Annotated in this window: 27 protein-coding genes; 5 read left to right on the top strand and 22 right to left on the bottom strand. The window is 68.3% G+C overall.

All coding sequences use genetic code 11. The features are described 5' to 3' along the window. Genes ACQUST_RS01050 through ACQUST_RS01025 form a run of 6 tightly spaced genes read right to left on the bottom strand, consistent with a single transcriptional unit; the run spans position 1 to position 3,284 of the window. Complete coding sequence (locus ACQUST_RS01050; RefSeq protein WP_435123999.1) at positions 1-309, bottom strand: 30S ribosomal protein S24e; 309 nt, start codon at positions 307-309, stop codon at positions 1-3. A gap of 55 nt (positions 310-364) precedes the next feature. Next, positions 365-886, bottom strand: coding sequence for a GTP-dependent dephospho-CoA kinase family protein (locus tag ACQUST_RS01045; RefSeq protein WP_435123997.1), 522 nt, complete (start codon positions 884-886; stop codon positions 365-367). A 4-nt stretch (positions 887-890) separates the two neighbouring features. Further along, complete coding sequence (gene spt4 / locus ACQUST_RS01040) at positions 891-1,088, bottom strand: transcription elongation factor subunit Spt4 (protein WP_435123995.1); 198 nt, start codon at positions 1,086-1,088, stop codon at positions 891-893. After that, a complete protein-coding gene (locus ACQUST_RS01035; RefSeq protein WP_435123993.1) occupies positions 1,089-1,664 on the bottom strand; it encodes a DNA-directed RNA polymerase in 576 nt (191 codons plus the stop codon). Positions 1,665-1,666: 2 nt separating this feature from the next. Then, the gene (locus ACQUST_RS01030; protein ID WP_435123991.1) at positions 1,667-2,053 is read right to left on the bottom strand and encodes a PIN domain-containing protein; all 387 of its coding nucleotides are present in this window, start codon (positions 2,051-2,053) and stop codon (positions 1,667-1,669) included. 4 nt (positions 2,054-2,057) lie between these two features. Then, complete coding sequence (locus tag ACQUST_RS01025) at positions 2,058-3,284, bottom strand: translation initiation factor IF-2 subunit gamma (RefSeq protein ID WP_435123989.1); 1,227 nt, start codon at positions 3,282-3,284, stop codon at positions 2,058-2,060. Between the two features lie 305 nt (positions 3,285-3,589). On the opposite strand from ACQUST_RS01025, the gene ACQUST_RS01020 reads away from it, so the two are divergent. Then, positions 3,590-4,555, top strand: a complete 966-nt coding sequence (locus tag ACQUST_RS01020; RefSeq protein WP_435123987.1) for an NOG1 family protein — start codon at positions 3,590-3,592, stop codon at positions 4,553-4,555. Between the two features lie 204 nt (positions 4,556-4,759). On the opposite strand, the gene ACQUST_RS01015 is transcribed toward ACQUST_RS01020, so the two are convergent. From ACQUST_RS01015 to ACQUST_RS00995, 5 genes are all read right to left on the bottom strand, one after another. Further along, entirely contained in the window at positions 4,760-5,002 is a 243-nt protein-coding gene (locus tag ACQUST_RS01015; protein WP_435123985.1) for a hypothetical protein, read from the bottom strand. Between the two features lie 130 nt (positions 5,003-5,132). Then, a complete protein-coding gene (locus tag ACQUST_RS01010) occupies positions 5,133-6,152 on the bottom strand; it encodes a hypothetical protein (RefSeq protein WP_435123983.1) in 1,020 nt (339 codons plus the stop codon). Positions 6,153-6,503: 351 nt separating this feature from the next. Beyond that, on the bottom strand, positions 6,504-7,229 hold the full coding sequence (locus tag ACQUST_RS01005; protein ID WP_435123982.1) for an SIMPL domain-containing protein: 726 nt from the start codon (positions 7,227-7,229) through the stop codon (positions 6,504-6,506). Between the two features lie 36 nt (positions 7,230-7,265). Further along, on the bottom strand, positions 7,266-8,684 hold the full coding sequence (locus tag ACQUST_RS01000) for a TIGR00341 family protein (protein WP_435123981.1): 1,419 nt from the start codon (positions 8,682-8,684) through the stop codon (positions 7,266-7,268). Positions 8,685-8,814: 130 nt separating this feature from the next. Continuing rightward, complete coding sequence (locus tag ACQUST_RS00995; RefSeq protein ID WP_435123979.1) at positions 8,815-9,558, bottom strand: 5-formyltetrahydrofolate cyclo-ligase; 744 nt, start codon at positions 9,556-9,558, stop codon at positions 8,815-8,817. 281 nt (positions 9,559-9,839) lie between these two features. On the opposite strand from ACQUST_RS00995, the gene ACQUST_RS00990 reads away from it, so the two are divergent. Next, positions 9,840-11,081 carry a DNA primase gene (locus ACQUST_RS00990; protein WP_435123977.1) on the top strand — a complete coding sequence of 414 codons (1,242 nt, stop codon included), beginning with the start codon at positions 9,840-9,842 and terminating at the stop codon, positions 11,079-11,081. 64 nt (positions 11,082-11,145) lie between these two features. On the opposite strand, the gene ACQUST_RS00985 is transcribed toward ACQUST_RS00990, so the two are convergent. Continuing rightward, positions 11,146-11,349 (bottom strand): DUF7472 family protein, encoded by a 204-nt coding sequence (locus tag ACQUST_RS00985; RefSeq protein WP_435123976.1) that lies wholly within the window; start codon positions 11,347-11,349, stop codon positions 11,146-11,148. Positions 11,350-11,549: 200 nt separating this feature from the next. On the opposite strand from ACQUST_RS00985, the gene ACQUST_RS00980 reads away from it, so the two are divergent. Next, positions 11,550-12,251 carry an SWIM zinc finger family protein gene (locus ACQUST_RS00980; RefSeq protein WP_435123974.1) on the top strand — a complete coding sequence of 234 codons (702 nt, stop codon included), beginning with the start codon at positions 11,550-11,552 and terminating at the stop codon, positions 12,249-12,251. A 27-nt stretch (positions 12,252-12,278) separates the two neighbouring features. Here the strand turns inward: ACQUST_RS00980 and hjc are convergent, their stop codons facing one another. The 9 genes from hjc to ACQUST_RS00935 form a co-directional block, all read right to left on the bottom strand. After that, positions 12,279-12,770, bottom strand: a complete 492-nt coding sequence (gene hjc, locus ACQUST_RS00975; RefSeq protein WP_435123973.1) for a Holliday junction resolvase Hjc — start codon at positions 12,768-12,770, stop codon at positions 12,279-12,281. A 123-nt stretch (positions 12,771-12,893) separates the two neighbouring features. Further along, positions 12,894-13,997: a signal recognition particle-docking protein FtsY gene (ftsY, locus tag ACQUST_RS00970; protein WP_435123972.1), complete on the bottom strand. Its 1,104-nt coding sequence runs from the start codon at positions 13,995-13,997 to the stop codon at positions 12,894-12,896. 5 nt (positions 13,998-14,002) lie between these two features. Then, on the bottom strand, positions 14,003-14,479 hold the full coding sequence (gene pfdA, locus ACQUST_RS00965; protein ID WP_435123970.1) for a prefoldin subunit alpha: 477 nt from the start codon (positions 14,477-14,479) through the stop codon (positions 14,003-14,005). Beyond that, complete coding sequence (rpl18a, locus tag ACQUST_RS00960; RefSeq protein WP_435123969.1) at positions 14,476-14,652, bottom strand: 50S ribosomal protein L18Ae; 177 nt, start codon at positions 14,650-14,652, stop codon at positions 14,476-14,478. Before rpl18a ends, pfdA begins: the two co-directional genes overlap by 4 nt. An 80-nt stretch (positions 14,653-14,732) precedes the next feature. Continuing rightward, positions 14,733-15,398, bottom strand: a complete 666-nt coding sequence (locus tag ACQUST_RS00955; RefSeq protein WP_435123967.1) for a translation initiation factor IF-6 — start codon at positions 15,396-15,398, stop codon at positions 14,733-14,735. A gap of 10 nt (positions 15,399-15,408) precedes the next feature. Next, on the bottom strand, positions 15,409-15,684 hold the full coding sequence (locus tag ACQUST_RS00950; RefSeq protein ID WP_435123965.1) for a 50S ribosomal protein L31e: 276 nt from the start codon (positions 15,682-15,684) through the stop codon (positions 15,409-15,411). Next, a complete protein-coding gene (locus ACQUST_RS00945; RefSeq protein WP_435123963.1) occupies positions 15,685-15,837 on the bottom strand; it encodes a 50S ribosomal protein L39e in 153 nt (50 codons plus the stop codon). A 150-nt stretch (positions 15,838-15,987) separates the two neighbouring features. Continuing rightward, positions 15,988-16,467 (bottom strand): VIT1/CCC1 transporter family protein, encoded by a 480-nt coding sequence (locus tag ACQUST_RS00940; protein ID WP_435123961.1) that lies wholly within the window; start codon positions 16,465-16,467, stop codon positions 15,988-15,990. A gap of 51 nt (positions 16,468-16,518) precedes the next feature. Continuing rightward, complete coding sequence (locus ACQUST_RS00935; protein ID WP_435123959.1) at positions 16,519-17,028, bottom strand: zinc-ribbon domain-containing protein; 510 nt, start codon at positions 17,026-17,028, stop codon at positions 16,519-16,521. A 126-nt stretch (positions 17,029-17,154) separates the two neighbouring features. Here ACQUST_RS00935 and ACQUST_RS00930 point away from each other — a divergent pair, with 126 nt between their 5' ends. Beyond that, positions 17,155-18,195 carry a nucleoside recognition protein gene (locus ACQUST_RS00930; RefSeq protein ID WP_435123958.1) on the top strand — a complete coding sequence of 347 codons (1,041 nt, stop codon included), beginning with the start codon at positions 17,155-17,157 and terminating at the stop codon, positions 18,193-18,195. Between the two features lie 184 nt (positions 18,196-18,379). Next, positions 18,380-19,774 (top strand): signal recognition particle protein Srp54, encoded by a 1,395-nt coding sequence (locus ACQUST_RS00925; RefSeq protein ID WP_435123956.1) that lies wholly within the window; start codon positions 18,380-18,382, stop codon positions 19,772-19,774. Between the two features lie 103 nt (positions 19,775-19,877). On the opposite strand, the gene ACQUST_RS00920 is transcribed toward ACQUST_RS00925, so the two are convergent. Then, a complete protein-coding gene (locus ACQUST_RS00920; protein ID WP_435123954.1) occupies positions 19,878-20,042 on the bottom strand; it encodes a hypothetical protein in 165 nt (54 codons plus the stop codon). Positions 20,043-20,307 lie beyond the last annotated feature (265 nt).

Below are 20,307 nucleotides of genomic sequence, written 5' to 3'. Positions count from 1 at the left end.
TTACGCCTCTTCGGCTTCGACGTCTTCCTCGGCGCCGATGGCGTTCCGTTCGAGCATGTACTCCTGTTCGACGTCCGCCGCGTGGTCGGCCGACTCGTACACTTTGGCGTAGCCGACGGTCTTCCGCATCCCGAACTTCGTGTCGAGTTCGTGGACGACGACCTCGTCGGCGCCCTTGTCGAGTTTCGCGGCCAGCGAGTCGCGGACCTGCAGGCGCGCAGGGGTGGCTTCGTCGTGCGTCACTTCGAACCGGACGTCAGTCCGGTGCAGCATGGGGTTCTCCTCTTCGGAGATGATGTCGATGTCCATGGTTCAGTTGCCGGAGAATCCGGTTGATAGCGGGAAAAGGATTTCGAAGGGCGGCTCAGAGCCGTGCGAGCGCCGCCTCGGCGTCGCCATCCATGCGGCGGAGCAGGCTCCGGGCCTCCGCGCGCGCCTCGGCGTCGACGTCGACCAGCACCATTCCTTCGTCCGGCTGACCGTACACGACGCTCGCGCCGTCGGGCGCGGCGACGATGGCGGGGAGCGTCGCGAGGTCCTCCTCGCCGTCGACGTAGACGACGACTGGCTCGTCGCGGTCGAGAGCGTCCCGGAGCGCGTCGAGCATCGCCTCTGAGATGGTCGCCGGCGGGTTCTCCACTTCGATGCGAGGGTCGTCGCCGTCGAGCACCGCCGCGATTTCGGTGCTGACCGCTTCGCGTTTCGTCTTCCCGTCGATGACGGCGACGTCCGGGTCGCGGCCGGCGACGCGGAGGTGGTAGGTGACGACGTCGCCGACGGCGACGACGGGGTCGCCGGCGTCCCGGAGCAACGGCTCGGCGTCGGTGTAGACGGCGCCGAGCGGCTCTTTGAACGCCGACCGAAGCGCCTCGGGAAGCGTCAGCATTCCGTTACCGGACTTTCAGCGCGTAGCTGCCCGGCTCGGAGACGTTCATCTCCGGCGCGATCTCGGACTGCTCGGGGTGTGTGATGATGACGTACCCGGCCCAGTCCTCCGTCAGCGACGAGGAGCCGCAGTTCTCGCAGGTCTGCGCGTTCGGGTCGTTCACGTAGTGGCACTCGCGGCAGGCGAGCCGGTCTTCGGCCATTCAGTTCCCCTCCGCGGTCGCTTCGTCGCGCTTTGCGGCCTCGTCTTCGAGCCAGCCGTGCTTGCCGAGCCCGGGCTGTTTCGCGGTGAGCCCGATCTTGGAGTCGCGGGGGTTGCGCTCGTCGATGCTCTTCGTGACGACGCGCACCCGGACCGGGTCTTCGACGCCGAGCGTCTGGTTCGACTCGGTCGACGCGAGCTGCTGGTTCTCGCCGTCGTACGCGAGGTATTCGTCCGAAATCTGCGAGACGTGCAGCAGCCCGTCGACCGGGCCGATGCCGACGAACGCGCCGAACTCGACGACCTCCACCACGTTCCCGTCGACGACTTCCTGCATCTTCGGGTCGAACGTGATGGCGTCGAACTCCGCCTCGTAGTAGACGCCGGGCCGGGAGGGCAGCACGGCGCCCTCGCCGATGTCGGTTACTTCGATGACGCTGACTACGCTGCCGACGTCCTCGTCCATTCGCCCTTCGAGTTTGTCCTGTAGGAGCTTGCGGACCCGGTCGCGGCTGACGTCCGCCAGGTGCTCCGGCGGCACCTCGACCGTGTCCTTGAGTCGTACCCGTTTGTACATCGTTATGGTTCTGTTACCGCCAGTGTGTTCGCGCCCCTTAAACCGATTACGCGTACGTTCCGCGCGAGCAGCCGGTCCCGAAGGGGCTTGTCGTTCGTGACGACGTAGCCGTCGAAGTCGCCGGACGCGAGTTCGACGACGGCGTCGTCAGCGTACTCCGCCTCCGCCTCGACGACGCGGCACCGGTCCGCGAGGTCGCGGCCGACCGAGGCCGCCGTCGCCTCCTCGCCGCCGGATTCCGCCGCCAGTTTCTCCAGTTCGTCGACGACGGCCTGCGCCGTCACCGGCTCGTACACCGTGAGCAGCCGGTCGAGTTCGTCGAACACGCGGACGCCGCCTTCGACCGGCAGCATCAGCGCGTTCGCGTCGAGCAGCGCCGTCGTCGTCATCGCCTCACTCCAGCGTCCCGACGCCGATGAGTCGCCAGCGGGCGCCCATCCGTCGGTTGATCGCGATCTTCGCGCCCTCCTCGGCGCAGACGGGGCGCTTCAGCGACACTTCGCATTCGCCGTCGCGCGCGCTCGTCACGGCGCCGACGGTGGTCGCGGTGCCGACGGTGAGCATCAGCGGCTCGCCTGTCGAAATCTCGTCGACGGCGCCTTCGCCGACGACGCGGTCGAGCAGCTCGACGCTCATCTCGAACTGGTCGCGCGTCGGCGGCAGCGTCCCCGGTTCGCCGGCGACCTGGCCGGCGAGCGCGTCGCCTTTCGTCAGGCTCGGGTCGAGGCCGGTGCCGACGCCGAGCAGGCCGCCGGGCGTCGCCTCCTCGACCGGCTCGCCGCCGGCCTGCAGCGACCGCACCGACGTCTCGATGTCGCGGTACTCGGACTGGCCGCCCTCTTCGACTTCGCGGCCCGGCCGAAGCACCAGTTCGTCGTCTTCCTCCAGCGTCCCCTGGACGAGCGACCCGCCGAGCACGCCGCCGAGCAGGTCGTCGGCCGTCGTGCCGGGACGGTTGATGTCGAACGACCGCGCGACGTACATCTGCGAGGGCAGCGTCTCGTCGCGTTCGGGCGTCGGGATGCGGTCTTCGAGCGCCGAGATGAGCAGGTCCGTGTTGATCTCCTGCTGGGCGCTGATCGGGACGATGGGCGCGTCCTCGGCGACCGTGCCCTCGACGAACTCCTCGATTTCCTGGTAGTTCTCGCGGGCGCGCTCGGCGTCGACGAGGTCGATCTTGTTCTGCGCGATGACGATGTTGTCGATGCCGATGATGTCGAGCGCCATCAGGTGCTCTTCCGTCTGCGCCTGCGGCACCTCCTCGGCGGCCGAAATCACGAGGACGGCGCCGTCCATGATGGACGCCCCCGACAGCATCGTCGCCATCAGCGTCTCGTGGCCCGGCGCGTCGACGAACGAGACGGTCCGCAGGACCTCCGTCTCGACGTCGTGCTCGGGGCACGTCTCTGCGACCGTGAAACACTCGGGCTCGTCACAGTCGGGGCAGCGACGCAGCGTCGCGTCCGCGTAGCCCAGCCTGATGGAGATGCCGCGTTTCATCTCCTCGCTGTGCTGGTCGGTCCACGACCCGGACAACGCCTGTACCAGCGTCGTCTTCCCGTGGTCGACGTGACCGACGAGTCCGATGTTCACCTCCGGTTGTGTATGTTCCGTCACCATTGACCTCCTGAAGGGATAATCTCGTACTAGATTCTCCCCGAACGACTGATAAACCTGCTGTTCTCCGACAACCCGGCTCCCTGCCGCAGTTTTCAGCCACCAGTCGCTGCTCGCGCGCGGGCGTCGCCGACCGTGCCGGCGGCGGCGGTACACGGACCGCACCGGCGACTGCATCGGTCACGGCACGCCGACCGCGCCGGCGACGTAGCCGCGCTGCGTGCCCCCGAGACGAGGCGAAACCCGGGATAGACGAACGGACGCGCTTATACGCCGCGCGCGACAAGAGACGGCCAACTGACCACATCATGCGTTTCGAAAATCTCCCCACGACGCCGCGCTCCGAGGAGCTCCTCGACAAGGCGTTCTCGCGGGCCGCCCGCGCCGGCCGAGCCAAAGGCGGCCGGGAGGCCCAGGAGTCGATGCTGCGGACCGCCGCCAACATCCTCTCGGACAACCTCGAGAACGTCTCCAACGACTGGCCGGACTTCGACTACGACGTCGAGCCGTTCTACTACGAACTCGCGGACGCCATCGTCGACGTCGACGAGCTCCGGCAGGCGCTCTCGGAGGTGAACTGGGCGTCACGGCAGATCGCGGAGCTGCGCTCCGAGTACGCCTCGAAGATTCGGACGGCGGACCCGGACACCGCCCGGAAGCACCGCAAGCAGGCGTTCGCCCGGATGGCGGACATCATGGACGAAATCGAAGACGACCTGCTCCGCGTCGGCGAGGCGCGCGACGCGCTGAAGGGGCTGCCTGACATCCGGCCCGACGAGCCGGCAATCGTCGTCGCCGGCTACCCGAACGTCGGGAAGTCGTCGTTCGTCAACGCCGTCACGCGCGCCTCCAACGACATCGCCTCGTACCCGTTCACGACGAAGGCGGTCCAGATCGGCCACTTCGAGCGCGACCACGTCCGCTACCAGATCATCGACACGCCGGGGCTGCTCGACCGGCCGGCGGACGAGCGCAACGACATCGAACAGCAGGCCGTCTCGGCGCTCACGCACCTCGCGGACGCCGTCGTGTTCGTCGTCGACGCCTCCGGCGACTGCGGCTACCCGCTCGACGCCCAGCTCGGCCTGCTCTCGGAGGTCGAACGCGTCTTCGACGCCCCGGTGCTCGTGGTGTGCAACAAGAGCGACCGCTCACGCGACGTCGAGGCCGACGCGTACATGTCGGTGACGAACGACGAGAACGTCGACGAGGTGCTCGACATGGCCGTCGAAGCCGTCGGCTTCGAACCGGACCTGCCGAGCCGCGAGAACTGAGAGGGTCGACGGTCGCTTAGTAGCAGAAGGGGTCGAATGAACGGCGGGTGAGCACCGGAATCAGCTATTCGAGTTACGACTCCAGTGAGTCCTAGTCGACCTAAATCGTGCAAACACGGGAGACGGTTCTGCTGGTCACTCTCTCATACTGGATTCTCTCGGACACGTGACCGAGAGGGGCCAGTAGACACGGCAATACCTTCGCTACTCAGCCACGGATTTACGGTAGTAATAGATGGTCAGGACACCGAACGCTGGGACGAATAACACCACGAAAGTGAACACAATCGTTGCGAAATCTCCGACCGCTCCTTCCCCGAAGTCCGGCACGAGAGGATCAAGTATCGGTATCAACGCCACTGCTCCGAGGAACATTACTACAGCGAGACCACCCACCCGGGCGATCTGGTTAACGAAAGTCTCAGTATCGCCCCCTTTATTTCTCATAAATGTTCTTAGTTTTTACAATACATACTTCTTCCGGCTGGGAGAGTGGCAGTGTTCAGATACGGATGAAGAGTACAGACACTAGCAATCAGACGCGTAAGAGAGGCTCCGTAGTCTTGTCGGATGTTGTCTATACCTTCTGAACCTCGATAGCGGGTTGGTCAAACAGTGGTTCTTTCGACCGAGGCTCGGCATACCGATCAAAGTCGCGAGTCGTACGGAAGTCAGCAAACCCCCCACCGCCGGCAGTAGTCGCCATTACTGTGGACTTGAACCCGACATCGTAGTTCTTGCTACTGTCGAGATCGGGGAACCTCACATCTTGTGTGTACACTCCTTGCACGGTGCCTGCATTGACAGTCTCGACCGATGATGACTCAGTGACACCATCTGGTTTGGCAAGCGTCACCTCAAACTCGGCAGTGCCGGCAGTCACCTTGCCCTGACGGTAGTACCGGATAGTAAACTCGTACTCACCGTTACTGTCGGGGCTCCAGTTTCTGTTAGCGAACTCAATTGACGCCGTTGCGTTTCCATAGAGGCCAACAGCAGCTTCCAAATTCATCTCGTCAGGCTGTGGATCAACAATGGAAGGCGCCTCAGCACAACTCGTGTAACCGAAGCACTTCTTGACCACATTAACGCTCGTCTGTCCAGTACCACCGGTGGATTCACTGGTCGTTGAGTACCCCAAGGGGATTTCGTCGGTAGTAACTGTAGCCGGCCCCACAGCAGTCTGCGTCCCTGTTTCCGCTGTTGTAACCTCATTGACCTCGGGAAGTTCTGATGAGTCGACTTCTTTGAGCGCTGTGTTTTCAGCACCGATCTTCAAGTCGGTTGCCAGAACCTCCAAGGCAATCTGTTCTGTCGCCTCCCTATCCAAATACTGACGGGTTACCTCACTGTGGAACTCGTTCTGTGAGAGTTTGCCGCTCTCCTTCTTCGGGTATATCTGCTTCATAATGTCGACGGCAACACTAGCTCCCTCCGGCCCATACTTCGTCTCTAGCGTCTTGCGGAACTGGTCCTCATGTGGAATGGAGGTGGAAGCCTCCGCAGAAACAAGCCGATATATTGAACCAACGGTGCCGACTCCAGTTCCAAGTGCGCTCAGTACGGTCCTTCTTCGTATAAATCTTCTATAATTCATCCTAATTTATCTAAGACAGAGATTATATAAATATCTAATTAATAATTCCTGTTACTTCTTCAATAAGACTGTCGGGGCAGTTAACCAAGAACCGCAGGGAAACCAAATAACCCTGAATAAGTAGCTAGTTTATAAACAATAGATCAGTTGCTGACTTGCGATTCGAGCAACAAAACGAATAACAGATTGTGTTAGAACTACCAAAGTGCAGAATATTTCGGCTTGCAGGCTGACTTGATCACACATCGTTACCTCCCGTTCGATTGCTGCGTTGGTATGGGAACTCGGGTAATTTCAGATTGGCCGTCGAGGGCCGATGTTAACTCCAATGTCGCCTCATCGACATCCGATCTACTCCAGTTCGTACGTCACGGTCACCGACGCGCTGACGGTGACCGGGCCGGGTTCGAAGGAGGTGCCGCCGCTGGCCGCGTCGGCGGTGAGCCGGACCTCGTAGGCCGAGTAGTCGGCGGAGCCGACCTGCATCGACAGCTCGGTGCCGACCGAGCGGTTCGCGGCGCCGGCGACCGTCTCGGCCTCGTCGCGGGCGTCGCCGACGGCGGCGGCGAGCGCCTCGCTGCGGAGTTCGGCGCGCTTCTCGTCGCTCAGCGTGAACCGGACGCTCTGGACGGCGCTGGCGCCGTTGTCGACGGCGACGTCGACCGCGTGGCCGGCGTCGTCGGGCGTCGTCTCGAACTGGAAGACGTGGTACGCGCGGAAGCCGGTGCGTTCGCGGGTGTCGCCGGAGTGGTCGTACTGCGGCGACAGCTGGTAGTCGACGGTGTGGACCTCGTAGCCGGCGTCGGCGAGCGCCTCGCGGAGCGCGTTCGCGTCCGCGGCGACCTGCGACCGGGCGGCCGAGGCGTTTTCGGCTGTCGCCTCGACGGCGACCGTGATGACCGCCGTGTCGGGCGACGCGGTCACCGTCGCGGTTCCGGACGCAGTGACGCTGTTCGTCGCGCTGTCCGCGCCGTTCGCGCCGGCCCCGGCGGCCGGCGTGGTCGTCGTGGCGCCCGAGCAGCCCGCGAGCAGGACCACGGCCGCCACGAGGAGGGCAGTGAATGGTTTCGATGCCATACCCGGAGCCACGTCACGGCCGGGGTTGAAGCTGCCTTAGACGCTAGGAGCCGTTTGAGTCACGGCGGCCGCGGCGGCGGTATCGGCAGCGGCGTCAGCGTCGACGGCGACGCTGGCAGCACCGTCGGTGTCGGGGCTGGCGCCGGCGGTGCCGGCGGATTCGATGGTGACGTACCTGACGGTGACGCCGACGGTCGCGTCGCCGCCGATTCCGAACGGCGCCTTCGCGTCGTCCTGGAGCCGCGCGGCGAGTTCGTCCGCGATGCGCGGCGGGTCGACGCCGGGCGGGTGGCCGACCGTCACGGTGACGTGCGTCGGCTGCCTGAACGGGAAGCCGCGGTACTCCACGTCGACGTCGACGACGGTGAGTTCGTCGGCGGTCAGCGCGACGGCCTCGTCGCGGGCGGCGTCCTCGAACTGCGCGCTCTGGTAGGAGGCGACGGTGACGCCGGCGAGGACGGTCGTCGCGAGCAGGATGGCGACGCCGAGGACGGCGATTCGTTTCAGCGTCGCGGTCCGCGCCTGCCCGAGTTTGAAGAAGCTGTCCGGGCGGTAGCCGCGGTACCACAGCACGGCGAGCGCCGCGAAGTTGATTGAGAGGAAGTTCACGACGACGAGCAGCGCGGCGCCGGCGACGGTCAGCGGCGCGCCCCACGCCAGCCCGATGCCGACGACGGCGGTCGGCGGGACGAGCGCCGCGGCGATCATGACGCCGACCAGCGCCGACGAGACCCCCGACGACAGCGACAGCGCGCCCGCGACGCCGGCGCCGAGCGCGATGGGGAGCGACAGCACGTCCGGCGCGAGCCGCTCGCGCACCTCCTGTATCGCGAACACCTCCTGTGCGCTGAACGGGACGATGCGGCCGTACCGCAACACCAGCGCGAACAGCGCCGCCGAGCCGACGGCGAGCAGGCCGCCGACGACCTGGAGTTTCACGCCGCGCCGGAACAGCTCCGGGTCGTCGACGACGGTGCCGACGCTCGTCGCCATCGCCGGGCCGATGAGCGGCGCGATGACCATCGACCCGACGACGACCGCCGGCGAGTCGAGCAGCAACCCCGCGGTCGCGACGACGGCGCTGATGGCTGTCATCACGACGAACGTCACCCACGTCGGCGCCATCTCCTCGGCGCGCGTCACCAGCTCCTCGCGGGCGATGCGGTCGTGGCTCTCCTCGTCGGCCGCGTACCGCTCTTCGAGCTGCTCGAACCGCTTTGAAACGACGGTTTCGGCGTCGAGAACCACCGTGTAGGCGTCCCGCTCCAGCCCGGCCTCGCGGAGCCGTTCGAGCACCGGCTCCACCGCCTCTGTCGGCAGCGGAAACGACACGACGGCGATGTAGTCCCGGCCGCTCGTCTCGTCGGAGAGCACGTAGTCGATGCCCTCCTCGTCGAGCGCGGACAGCACGGACTCGCGCTTGCCGGCCGGCACCATCACTTGGACGAGTCGCACGGCCTCACCTGTTCGCCTGCACCCAAAACACTCCCGGCTCTCGCCGTCCCGGCCCGGCCCGGCCCCCCACCGGTCCCGACCTGGCTCCCACCGGCCTCCGCCCTGATTCACCGGGTTCGTCCGGCGGCGCTCAGCCGTCGCCCGGGTGGAGCCGCTGCAACACCGGAATCTCGGCCAGTTTCTCGTCCGGGAGCGCGTCCCAGTCGACGCCGCCGGGGCGCGGCGGTTTCGCCGCCGAGTCCGGCCGAATCGTCCGCTCCGGCGTACAGATCAGGTCGAGCGGGACGTCGTGGCTGTCCAGTTCGACGTCGCCGGCGGCGTCGACGTCGGCATCGGCGTCGACGACCTGCCGCTCGTGCACCGTCGACGCGACGGTTGTCCAGTCGCCGACGGCGCCGAGTTCCGACAGCACCGCGAACTCCAGGTCCGCGAACCCCTCGCCCTTCCCGACGCGGCCGCCGTCGGGCGTCACGGCGACGCTGCCGGAGACGACGAGGTCGACGTCCGGCACCTCGTCGGGGCCGACCGGGACGCCGTGTTTCGACGCGCCGGACACCGTCGTCGCGTCGTCGACGTCGGGGACCTCGTCGGGCGCGAGCCGCAGAAACGGGTGCTCCTCGCGGAGCCGCGGCACCGCGACGTAGACGGTCTTCCCGGCGCGGAGCGCGGCCCGCCGAACCGGCAACTGCGGCGCGTCGGGGTTGCACTTCAGCACCGCGGCGTCCGCCCACTCGTCGGTCGCCGCGAGCCGGTCGCACGCCGCGTCGGCGCCGGCGAAGTTCGGGATTCTGCCGTGCGGCGGGAACGGGAACCGGGCCTCCCCGGACGCCTCCAGGTCGTCCCAGATGCGCTCGCGGAGCGACTGCTTGTCCATGCCCGACCGTTCGTCCGCGGCGCCGTATATCCTCGCCGACCCGGCCCGACCTGACCTGACCCGACCTGACCCGGCCGGTGCCGACCTCAAGGAGACCGGCGGTGGCGCGCGGCGGCCGCGCTCCGTCGCGGCCGGGAGCGCGCGAGGGACGGCGGCGCACCCGAGCGGCAGCGAGGGCGCGCCGGCGTCGGCTGGGGAGGGCGAGGCCGCGGCCGAGCTGTCCGCCCGGGACCGTCCCAATCGTCGCGCTTAACCTCGGGCGCTCTCGTACGAGGACACAGATGGACCCGCTGTACGCCCGGTATCCGTTCTTCGCGAACGCCCGCGAGGCGGTCCGCCAGTCCGGCGTGGACCTCGCCTCGCTGGTCGCGGACGGCGCGCCCGCGGTGGCGCGCGGCCGGGAGCGGGTCGAACGCGCGCTCGTCGAAGGCACCACCGAACCCGAAGACAGCCACGAGTGGGACACGCGCGAAGAACTGCTGTCGTACCCGATTGCGCGCATCCTGGTGTCGCTTCTGGACTCGCCGGCCGCCATCGAGAAGTACGCCGAAGCGGAGGCGCGCACCGCACACGCCCGGTTCACCGACGACCTCAGCCGCGACCGCGACCGCGGCCGGCGCGAACAGGGCCGCGTCGACTTCGACGCGCTGCTCGCCGAGTTCGACCTGCTCGGCGCCGTCCGCGCCGAAGAGCCGAAACCGGGGCAGGCCGAAGGGACGTGGCTCCGGCTCGCCGTCGGCGACTACCTCGCGTACGTCGACCCGGAGTGGGGCGACGACTGGCGGCTCGTGAACCGCGAACTCGCCGGCGGCGAGGTCCGCGTCGAGCGCAGCGAACTGTACCGGCTGCTCCGCGAAGCCGTCCAGGACCGCGTCGCCGACGGCCTCCCGTTCGACGGCGTCGCCGACGAAATCGCCGACGAGCTCGAAGCCGAACTCTCCGACCTCCGCGACCTGCTCGCCGACCGCACCGCCGCCGCCGACTTCGACGTCGTCGCCCCCGACCTGTTCCCGCCGTGCGTCTCGCGGCTCCTCGACCGCGCCCGCGCCGGCGACGACCTCGACCCGCAGGCCCGCTTCTCGCTGTTCGCGTTCCTCGCCGGCCTCAACCTCGACGCCGACGAAGCCGTCGCGCTCTGCGAGGGCGGCGTCGACCCGGACGACGTCGACACCAGTTTCGCGTACCTCCGCGACGAGTCCGGCGCGCAGTACCCGCCGCCCTCCTGCCGGACGCTCGAAGCCTACGGGCTCTGCGAGAACGAGGACAACCACCGCAGCGTCGCCCCGCACCCGCTGCGCTACTACGCCCGCCGCCTCGCCGAAGCCGACGACGTCACCGACTGGCGAAACCGCGACAGCGACGACGACGGCGGCGACGACAGAAACAGCGACGGTGCAGGCGGCGGCGATAGCAGCGACGCCGAAACCGAGGCGGATGGAGACGCGAGTCCAGACGGGGACCGGAATGTGAACGCGGACGTGGACGCAGAGTCAGCGGCGGGCGGCGACGCTGCCGGCGACTGAGCGTCGGAGAACGCGGCGGAGGACAGTCGCGGCGGTCGGTTCGAGACTCGTGTCGGCGCTCTGCTCAGCGCCAGTCGAGGTACATGCCGGCAGCGCCCATCAGGACCACGAACAGCGCGAGGATGCCGACGATGTAGTACGCGCCGACGAGTTCGAGGTTGTGGTTCGTGGTGTACGTCGACCCGACGGCGACGAGGAGGGCGATGAAGACGGCGACGGCGCCGGTGGAAACCGCGATTTTCCGGCGCATCTCCGCGTCGATATCCATGGGGTTCGCTACCCGTGGACCCGCCAAAAGGGCTTCGAAGCCGCGCGACGCTCCCGCTTCCGGTGCAGCGCCGCCCCCGCCGAACCGAGACCCGGCGTTTCACACCCCGCTCTCGCCGCTCTCTGCGGTTCCGGTTTCGATGGATTTCCACCCGAAACGAGGGTTTAGGCCCGTGCAGCGCGTACGGACAGTGAACGGGAATGACGCACTCCGAATCCACAGCCGCGTCGACCGCCCGTCAGACGCTCCCCGGCGGCGACCACACCGGCCGCGCCGGCCGAGCGCGGACCGAACCGATGACGGTCCGGGCGCTCCGCGGCGACGCGTACCTCGTCGACACCGACAGCGGCCGCTACGACGTCGACTTCGACGCCGGCCGCTGCAGCTGCCCCGACCACGTCGTCCGCGGCGCGCGCTGTAAACACCTGCGCCGCGTCGCCCTCGAAATCGAAGCCGGCGCCGTCGCGCCGCCCGGGCAGCGCCGCGGCGCCTGCGCCGTCTGCGGCGACGACGTGTTCGTCCCGGTCGCCGCCGACAGCGACGCTGACAGCCACCTCTGTGACCGGCACCGCCCCCGCCGCGGCGACGTCGTCCGCGACCGCGAAACCGGGAGTCTGCTCGTCGTCACCGACGTGACGACCGACCGCGCCGACGCCCGCGAAACCGCCGAGGGCCGCCTCGTCGCCGACTACGACACGAACCGCGACTACGGCCGCCACGAGCCGGTCGTCGACGCCGTCTACCTCGAATCGGTCGACGGCACCGACGACACCGACGACGCCGGCGGCGACGCCCCCGACTACGTCTCGGTCGCCGGCCGCCGCCGCTACGGCTTCCCGGCGTCCCGGCTCCGACGCCTCCGCGACGGCGACGCGCCGTCCGTCGCGGTCATCGGCATCTGATTGACCGACGCCCGCCGGTTCAGCGGCTCACTCCAGCATCTCCGCGGCCTCGTCGCTCGTGAGGACGCCCTGTTCGACGGCGTTCAGGACTTCCGCGACGCTCCGGTCGGAGGCGGCGTCGTCGCCGGCGGCGAGCAGGTCGTCGATGGTGTCGCCCGCGTCGACCGCGGTCTCCTTTTTCACGCGGTAGTTCCCGCCGTCGGTGACGTGGAGGTCCGCGGGGTGGAAGAAGTACCAGTCCTCGCGGTCGAACCGGACGCCGATTTTCGGGGCGGCGCCGAAGTTCTGCGAGAAGTAGATGAGCGCTTCGACCTCCTCGCCGCGGAGGTAAATCGGGTCGCCCGAGGACGACTTGGCCTCGACGGCGTAGAACACGGTGCCGTCGCCGGCGAGCACGTCCGGGAGCTCCCGGTCCGTCGACGAGCCGCTGGCCGGCGCGCGCATCACCGCGAACCCGGCGTCGTGGAGCCTGTTGACGAGTTCGCGCTCCCGGCGGTCGCCCTTCGGATTGCCCGGCATCTCTGCCGGGAGTGGGTGACGGGCACCGATAAAGGAGACGGAAGCGCGGTGAAAGTGGCCGACGAGTCGGCGACGGACCGGCGACGGACCGGTGACGGACCAGCGATGGACGGCCGACGCGGCCTACTCGGCGCCGACGAGTTCGTCGACCAGCGCCTCCGGGTCGAACAGCTCGATGTCGTCGTACCCCTGGCCGGTGCCGAGGAACAGAATCGGCTTCCCGGTGACGTACGCGATGGAGATGGCGGCGCCGCCGGAGGAGTCGGCGTCCGCCTTCGTCAGCACCGCGCCGTCGATTTCGGCGGCGTCGTCGAACTGCGTCGCGCGCTGCACCGCGTCCTGCCCGGCGACCGCCTCGTCGACGAACAGCGTCATGTCCGGGTCGACGACGCGGTCGATCTTCTCCAGTTGCGCCATCAGGTCGTTGCTGGTGTGCAGCCGGCCCGCGGTGTCGCCGAGCACGACGTCGATGTCGTTCGCCTCGGCGTACTCGACGCCGTCGTAGATGACGGCCGCCGGGTCGCCGCCCTGCTCGTGCGCGATGAGTTTCCGGTCGAGCCGGTCGGCGTGCTCCCGTATCTGCTCGTTCGCGCCGGCGCGGTACGTGTCGCCGTTCGCCAGCACCGACGAGTAGCCGCGCTCGTCGAGCCACTCCGAGAGCTTCGCGATGGTCGTCGTCTTCCCGACGCCGTTCACGCCGGTGAACACGATCGTGACCGGCTTGTCGGCCTCGGCGATCCGCTCTTCGAAGTCGAACTGGCCGACGCTGATGACGTCGAGCAGCGCGTCGTGCAGCGCCTCCGTCACCAGTTCGTCGGTGGTCTGCACCTGCGCGCGCGTCTCGCCGAGCATCTTCGTCCGCACCGAGTCGAGAATCTCCTCGGCGACGCTCATCTCCACGTCGGACTCGAGCAGCGCCATCTCGAGGTTCCACAGCGGGTCTTCGAGGTCCTCCTCCTCGATGATGACCTTCCCGGTCGCGAACGCCTTCGCGCGCTTCAGCCGCCCCGGGCCGGACCCGGATTCGGACTCCGGTTCGGCTTCCTCGGCAGACTCGGCAGACTCAGCGGCCTCGGCGGTCTCGGCCGTCTCCGTCTCTGCCGCCGCGTCCGTCGCCGCCTCCGGCTCGGCCTCCGCGTCAGCCGCGGCCTCCTCGGCCTTCTCGTCGACCTCCTCGGCGGCGTCCTCGCGGAACGAGGAGAGCTTGTCCTTCAGGCCGTCGAACATCGCCGCTACTCGTCCCCGCCTTCCTCGCTCATCTGCTGCATCTGCTGCATCTGCTGCTGCTGCATCTGCTGTTGCATCTGCTGGGCCTGCTGCTCCAGCTCGGACGCCTCGGCCTCCAGGTCGCGCTTTTCGGACTGCCGTTCCTCGATGCGCTCGTCGAGCGCGTCCTGCTTGCGTTCGAGCGCCTCGACGGCGTCGTCCTCGTCCTGCTCGGCCGCGTAGTCGGCGCCGAGCGACACGATGATTTCGTCGATGTCCTGCACTTCGGCTCGGACGTACGCGCCGCCGCCGAGCGGCACCTGCATCGTCGAGCCGGTTTCGAGTTCGCCGAGCGCCTCGATGGCGTCGTCGATGGCGCGCTGCTCGTCGCGGAGGTCCGCGATGTCCGCTTCGAGCTCCTCGATTTCGCCCTCGACCGCCTGCAGTTCCTGCGAGAGCTGCTGCAGCTGCTGCTGGCCCTGACCGCCGCCACCGAGGCTCATTCTGCGGACACCTCCTCGATGGTGATTTCGGTGCGCTTCAGGTTGTGTTCCGCGCCGAACCGCGAGAACGTGTGCTCCCGCGCGACGTCCTCGTTCTCCGCCTCCACGGTGCGCGTGAAGGGTCGCTGGCCGTCGCGGGTCTGGAACTCGCCGCTCACGGTGAACTGACTCATGTGCCCGAACTGGACGTGGAAGCGGGAAGTACCTTCCGACTCGGCTATCAGAGCGGGCGCGGCGGAAAAGCGGGCGCCGATCAGTCGAGGAAGCCGAGGGTGTCCTCGATGCGGCCGAGTTCCGGCCCGGTGGTGTCCTTGCCGACGACGTAGCCGTCGTCGTTCGCGAGCAGCCCGGAGCCGACGAGCGGCGCGCCGTAGTTCACGGTGCCGAGGTCGGCGTACACGTCGAGGTGGTCTTCGAGCGCCTCGAGTTCGGCCTCGCGGCTCTGCGGGTGACACAGCACGCCCGTGTTGTTCGCGACGGCGGCGGTGCCGACCGTGTTGACGTCGCCGAGCGACCCGCGCTCAACCGGGACGTCGAGGGTGTCGGCGACGACGTCGACGGCGCCGTCCGCCATGTCCGGGTGGACCCAGGCGCCGTAGTCGTTCGCGAGCACGACGTTGCCGGCGGCGTTCAGTTTCCCGGGGAGCCGCGCGACGTCGCAGCCGGTCGCCTCGCGGATGGCGTCCAGTTCGCGGTCGGTCGCCTGCCGGGAGACGACGACGCCGTTCTCGTTGCCGACGGTGAGCGCCCCGACGGTTCCCGAGCCGGCGACCGTGGTCTCGACGGGGTCGACGCCGAGCTCCTCGCCGAGCGACTCGACGAGGTCGTCCTCGGCGTCGGGGCGGACGACGAGGCAGTCACTGGAGACGTGTGCGTAGACGCCGACGTACGACGACCCGCCGAAAGAAGCCCGGAGCACAGTTTAGACGTTACGCCGGCTCTGCTTCGACGACGACCTCGCCGTCCTCGTCGAAGCGCGCGGCGCGCAGTCGGACCTTGCTCGGCGGGTTCGACCGCCCGCGTTCCCAGACGGTCTCGTTGACCGCCGGGTCCAGCCGCACCTCGTCCTCGTCGACGGAGAAGTGCGTGGCGAGGTGCTCGCGGATGAGCGCCATCGCGCGGTCGCCGCGCTCCTGCTTCGGCGCCTGCTTCGCGTCGCGGAGCGGGACGGTGACGACCCGCTCTTCGAAGTCGTTTGCGCTCATTTACTCGTCCGTGTTGCTCCGGCGCCAGTGGCGGCGCTTCGGGTTCTGCGTGACTTCCATGTCGGTCTTCATCATCACCCAGGCCGGGACGCGGCTGTTCTGCCGCTCCAGCTTCGCCAGGCGCTTCTTCTTCGCCTTGGATTTCTTAGTCATGGTATCGCTCAGGTTCGCCACCGCGACATAAATTCTTGTCCATCCGCCGGCGACGCGGCCGATGTGCCGCAGCCGGCGCAGCGACGCTCCAGACGGCGCCGCAGCGGCGACCCCGGGGCTCGGCTCGGACCCGCCGGCGACGGCCTCGGTTCAGAGTCCGCCGACGACGGCGCCGACCGCGACGGCGACGGCGCCGCCGAGCGCGACCCGGACGGCGGCTTCGAGCGCGTCCGCGTCGGCGTACCGCACCCGGAGCCACGTCACGGCGCCGAGGACGGCCGCGACCAGCAGCAGCGCCCCGACGAACGCGACGGTCGTGTCCGGGTGGACGAACGGGGCCACCGGGAGCGCGCCGGCGACGAACGCACCGCCGCCGCCGAGCGCGGCGTCGCGGATCGGGTCGTCGCCCGAGCGGAGCGCGCCGTCGTCGACGTACGCGGCCCTGAAGGCGGCGTGCAGCGCGACCCCGGCCGCGGCGGCGACGCCGACGCGGACCGCGACGGCCGGCCCCGCCGCGAGCGCGGCGGCGAACAGCGCGGCTGGCGGCGCCACGGCGCCGACCGTGAGCCCCGACAGCGCCGGCCGCACCACCCGGTGCAGCCGCGTCGTCTCGGTGCGGCCCGAACGCATACCTCCGCGATTCGACCCGACCGCGATAAAGGCGACGCCGACTCCTGACCGTTACGCGTACACGTCCCGATACTCGTTGAGGCCGATGACGACCACCAGCGACAGCAGCATCGCCGGAATCGTGTAGACGCTCCGCGCACCGAACCAGCCAGCGTAGAGTATCGTTCCGACCCGGAGCGGCAGGTAGCCGCCGTACAGGAAGTACGTGAGCCGCCATCCCCACATTTTCTGGTAGAGGTGGCCGTAGATCAGGACGATAGACGCGAGACCGGTGACGAACACCGGGATTCCGAGCGCGTGAAACAGATCGAGCTGGTACCGCGCCGCACTGTTCATGAATTTCACGCCGTCCATGTAGAACAGCCCAGCTCCGACGAGCATCGCGAGCGACATCCCGTACGCGACCGGTGAGCGGCCGTTCTGGTTTGGAGCGTTTCCCTGCTCAACCTGGACAGAATCCGGCGCTGAGGCTGGAGCACCGAGGTCGACGCCGCATCCCGGACAGAACGTTTCACCGCCGCGGAGTTGTTCACCGCACGAGGAGCAGTAGTTGGCGGTCATGCTCTCCGGGTGTGACACACCGCTAATAAGTTCACGAGTCGATTCTCTCACAGATGATAACCGTTGCCGCTCCGCGCCGCGTCCGCGACGCGAAACCGCCTTAATCCGACGGGCCAACCACTACTCGTGGACGTCGCTGCTATCGCCGTCGACCTGGTGCCGGTCGTCGCGGACGCGCTGGAGCGCGTCGCCCGCATCGCGGTGTTCATCGCCGTCGGCGTGTTCCTCGCGAACCTCGCGGTGTCGTTCGGCGTCGTCGAGCGCGTCGCGGTGCTGTCGCGCTACCTCACGGGCCCGGCGAACCTGCCGGACGAGGTCGGCACCGCGATTCTGACGACCGCGGCGTCGACGACGGCCGGCTACGGGATGCTCGCGGAGTTCCGCGAGGACGGCCGGCTGTCGGACGCGGCGACGCTCGTCGCCGTCACTATCAACACGTTCTTCGGGTTCGTCCAGCACGTCTTCACCTACTACGTCCCGGTGCTCATCCCGATTCTCGGCGCGCGCGTCGGCGTCATGTACGTCGGCGCCCGCGCCGCCATCGCGCTCGCCATCACGCTCACCGGCGTCGTCGCCGGCGCGGTGCTGCTCTCACCGGAGCACGCCGCCGACGGCGACGCAGCGGGTGCCGACGCGGCAGCAGCCGACGACTCGGCGGCCGGTTCGGGAGCCGACGACGCGGCAGACGGCGACGTCGAAGCGGACGCGGACGGCCCGGAGACGACGCGGGAGCGCGTCCGCGACGCCGCGGCGTCGACGTGGGGGAAGCTGACGCGCATCGTTCCGCGGCTCGCGGTCGTCTACACGCTGGTGACGCTGCTCGTCGCGAACGTGGACCTGCGGGCGCTGTCGGCCGCCGCGGGGCCGCTCGCCGAAGTCGCGGGGCTGCCCGCCGCCGCGCTCCCGGTCATCGTCGTGTTCGCGTTCGACACCACCGCCGGCGCCGCGACGGTCGCGCCGCTCGTCGGCGACGCGCTCACACCGAAGCAGGCCGTCGCGACGATGCTCATCGGCGGCATCGTCTCGTTCGCGGTGTCGACGTTCAAGCGCTCCATCCCGTTCCAGTACGGCATCTGGGGCCCCGAGTTCGGCTCGAAGGTCGTCGCCGTCAACACGGCGCTCAAGGTCGTGTTCATCGCCGTCGCCGTCTCCGCGTTCCTGGTCTGAACCGCCGACGGGTCGGCGTCGCCGCCGCCGACCGCTCCGACACACGTGGGTGCAGACGGGGCGAGCGGGCGGACGGAGCGAACGGGTGGACAGGGCGAGCCGGCGGACGGGGCGAACGGATGGCGGGGGACAGGCGGACGCGACGAACAAAGCCTTTACCGCGGCGAGCGCGTACGGTCGGCAAATGGTACTCGACGACCTCGGGAGTTCGCTGCGGGGCACGATGGACACGCTCCGCGGGAAGTCCCGAATCGACGAGGAGGACGTCGAGGAGGTCGTCAAGGAGATTCAGCGCTCCTTGCTCTCCGCCGACGTCGACGTCTCACTCGTCATGGAGCTGTCGGACAGCATCGAGACGCGGGCGCTCGAAGAGGAGCCGGCCGCCGGGACGACTGCGCGCGACCAGATCCTGAAAATCGTCTACGAGGAGATGGTCGACCTCATCGGCGACTCCACGGAGCTGCCGCTGGAGGAGCAGACCATCATGCTCGCCGGGCTGCAGGGCTCCGGGAAGACGACGTCCGCCGCGAAGATGGCGTGGTGGTTCTCGAAGAAGGGGCTGCGCGCAGCCGTCATCCAGACGGACACGTTCCGGCCGGGCGCGTACGACCAGGCGAAGCAGATGTGCGAGCGCGCCGAGGTCGACTTCTACGGCGACCCGGACTGCGACGACCCGGTCCAGATCGCCCGCGACGGCCTCGAAGCGACGGAGGACGCCGACGTCCGCATCGTCGACACGGCGGGGCGGCACGCGCTCGAAGACGACCTCATCGCCGAAATCGAGGACATCGACGACGTCGTGGAGCCGGACCGGTCGCTGCTCGTGCTCGACGCCGCCATCGGGCAAGGCGCGAAAGACCAGGCGCAGGAGTTCGAGACCGCCATCGGCATCGACGGCGTCGTCATCACGAAGCTCGACGGCACCGCGAAGGGCGGCGGGGCGCTGACGGCGGTGAACGAGACGGATTCGTCCATCGCGTTCCTCGGCACCGGCGAGACGGTGCAGGACATCGAGCGGTTCGAGCCGGACGGCTTCATCTCGCGGCTGCTCGGGATGGGCGACCTGAAACAGCTCTCCGAGCGCGTCGAGCGCGCCATGGAGGAGACCCAAGACGAGGAGGACTGGGACCCCGAGGACATGATGGAGGGCGAGTTCACGCTCGAGGACATGCGGAACCAGATGCGCGCCATGGACAAGATGGGGCCGCTCGACCAGGTGATGGACATGATTCCGGGGCTCGGCGGCGGCCTGATGGACCAGCTCCCGGACGACGCCATGGACGTGACACAGGACCGGATGCGGCGCTTCGAAATCCTGATGGACTCCATGACGGACGACGAGCTCCGCGACCCGAGCGTCATCGGCGCCGAGCGGAAACGGCGCATCGCCCGCGGCGCCGGCGTCGACGAGGAGCGGCTCGACGAACTCCTCGAGCAGTTCCAGATGATGAAACGCACCATGGAGCAGTTCCAGGGGATGGGCGACGGCGACATGCAGCGGATGATGAAGAAGATGCAACAGCAGGGCGGCGGTGGCGGAGGCGGCGGCCTCGGCGGCATGGGGCCGTTCGGCGACTGAGACCGCCGACTCGCTCCCCTACGGCTGCCCGTCCGTCGGTGTCGACGACGCTGACGGCGACGCTGGCGGCGACGACGACGGCGTTCCGTTTCTCTGCGACGACTCAGGTCCGGTCCGCGAGCAGCATCGCCGCGAACGTCGCGGCCATGACCAGCGCCGGCGGGACGGCGCTGTCGGTGAGCGAGGCGGTGACGGCACCGGCGCAGACGCCCGCGGCGACGAGCCCGGCGGAGCGCCAGCGAAGTCGGTCGGTCAGGAGTGCGCTCATAGCCGGCGGATTCAGACTGGTTCGTAGTAGAAGTGTCGGACGGACGGCTGGACGGGCGACCGCCGGATTCGCGGCTTACGGAAGTACGAGGAGAAAGCCCCGCCGTTCACGGCGGGGATGAATCCGACAACTCCGCCACAACCGCCGGAATTAACCCCCCTGACAGGGTATCCGAGGCAAGCACAACGGGCAAAATTGGCGGTTGGATTGGGGTCCGCCCGGACGACGAAGGCCACCACACCGTTCCCGAGAGGGCGTCTCCGAG

It is taken from the genome of Halobaculum sp. D14 (genome assembly GCF_051195135.1).
Lineage (GTDB): Archaea > Halobacteriota > Halobacteria > Halobacteriales > Haloferacaceae > JBNTKA01.
This window is presented reverse-complemented; position numbering and strand designations above follow the sequence as displayed.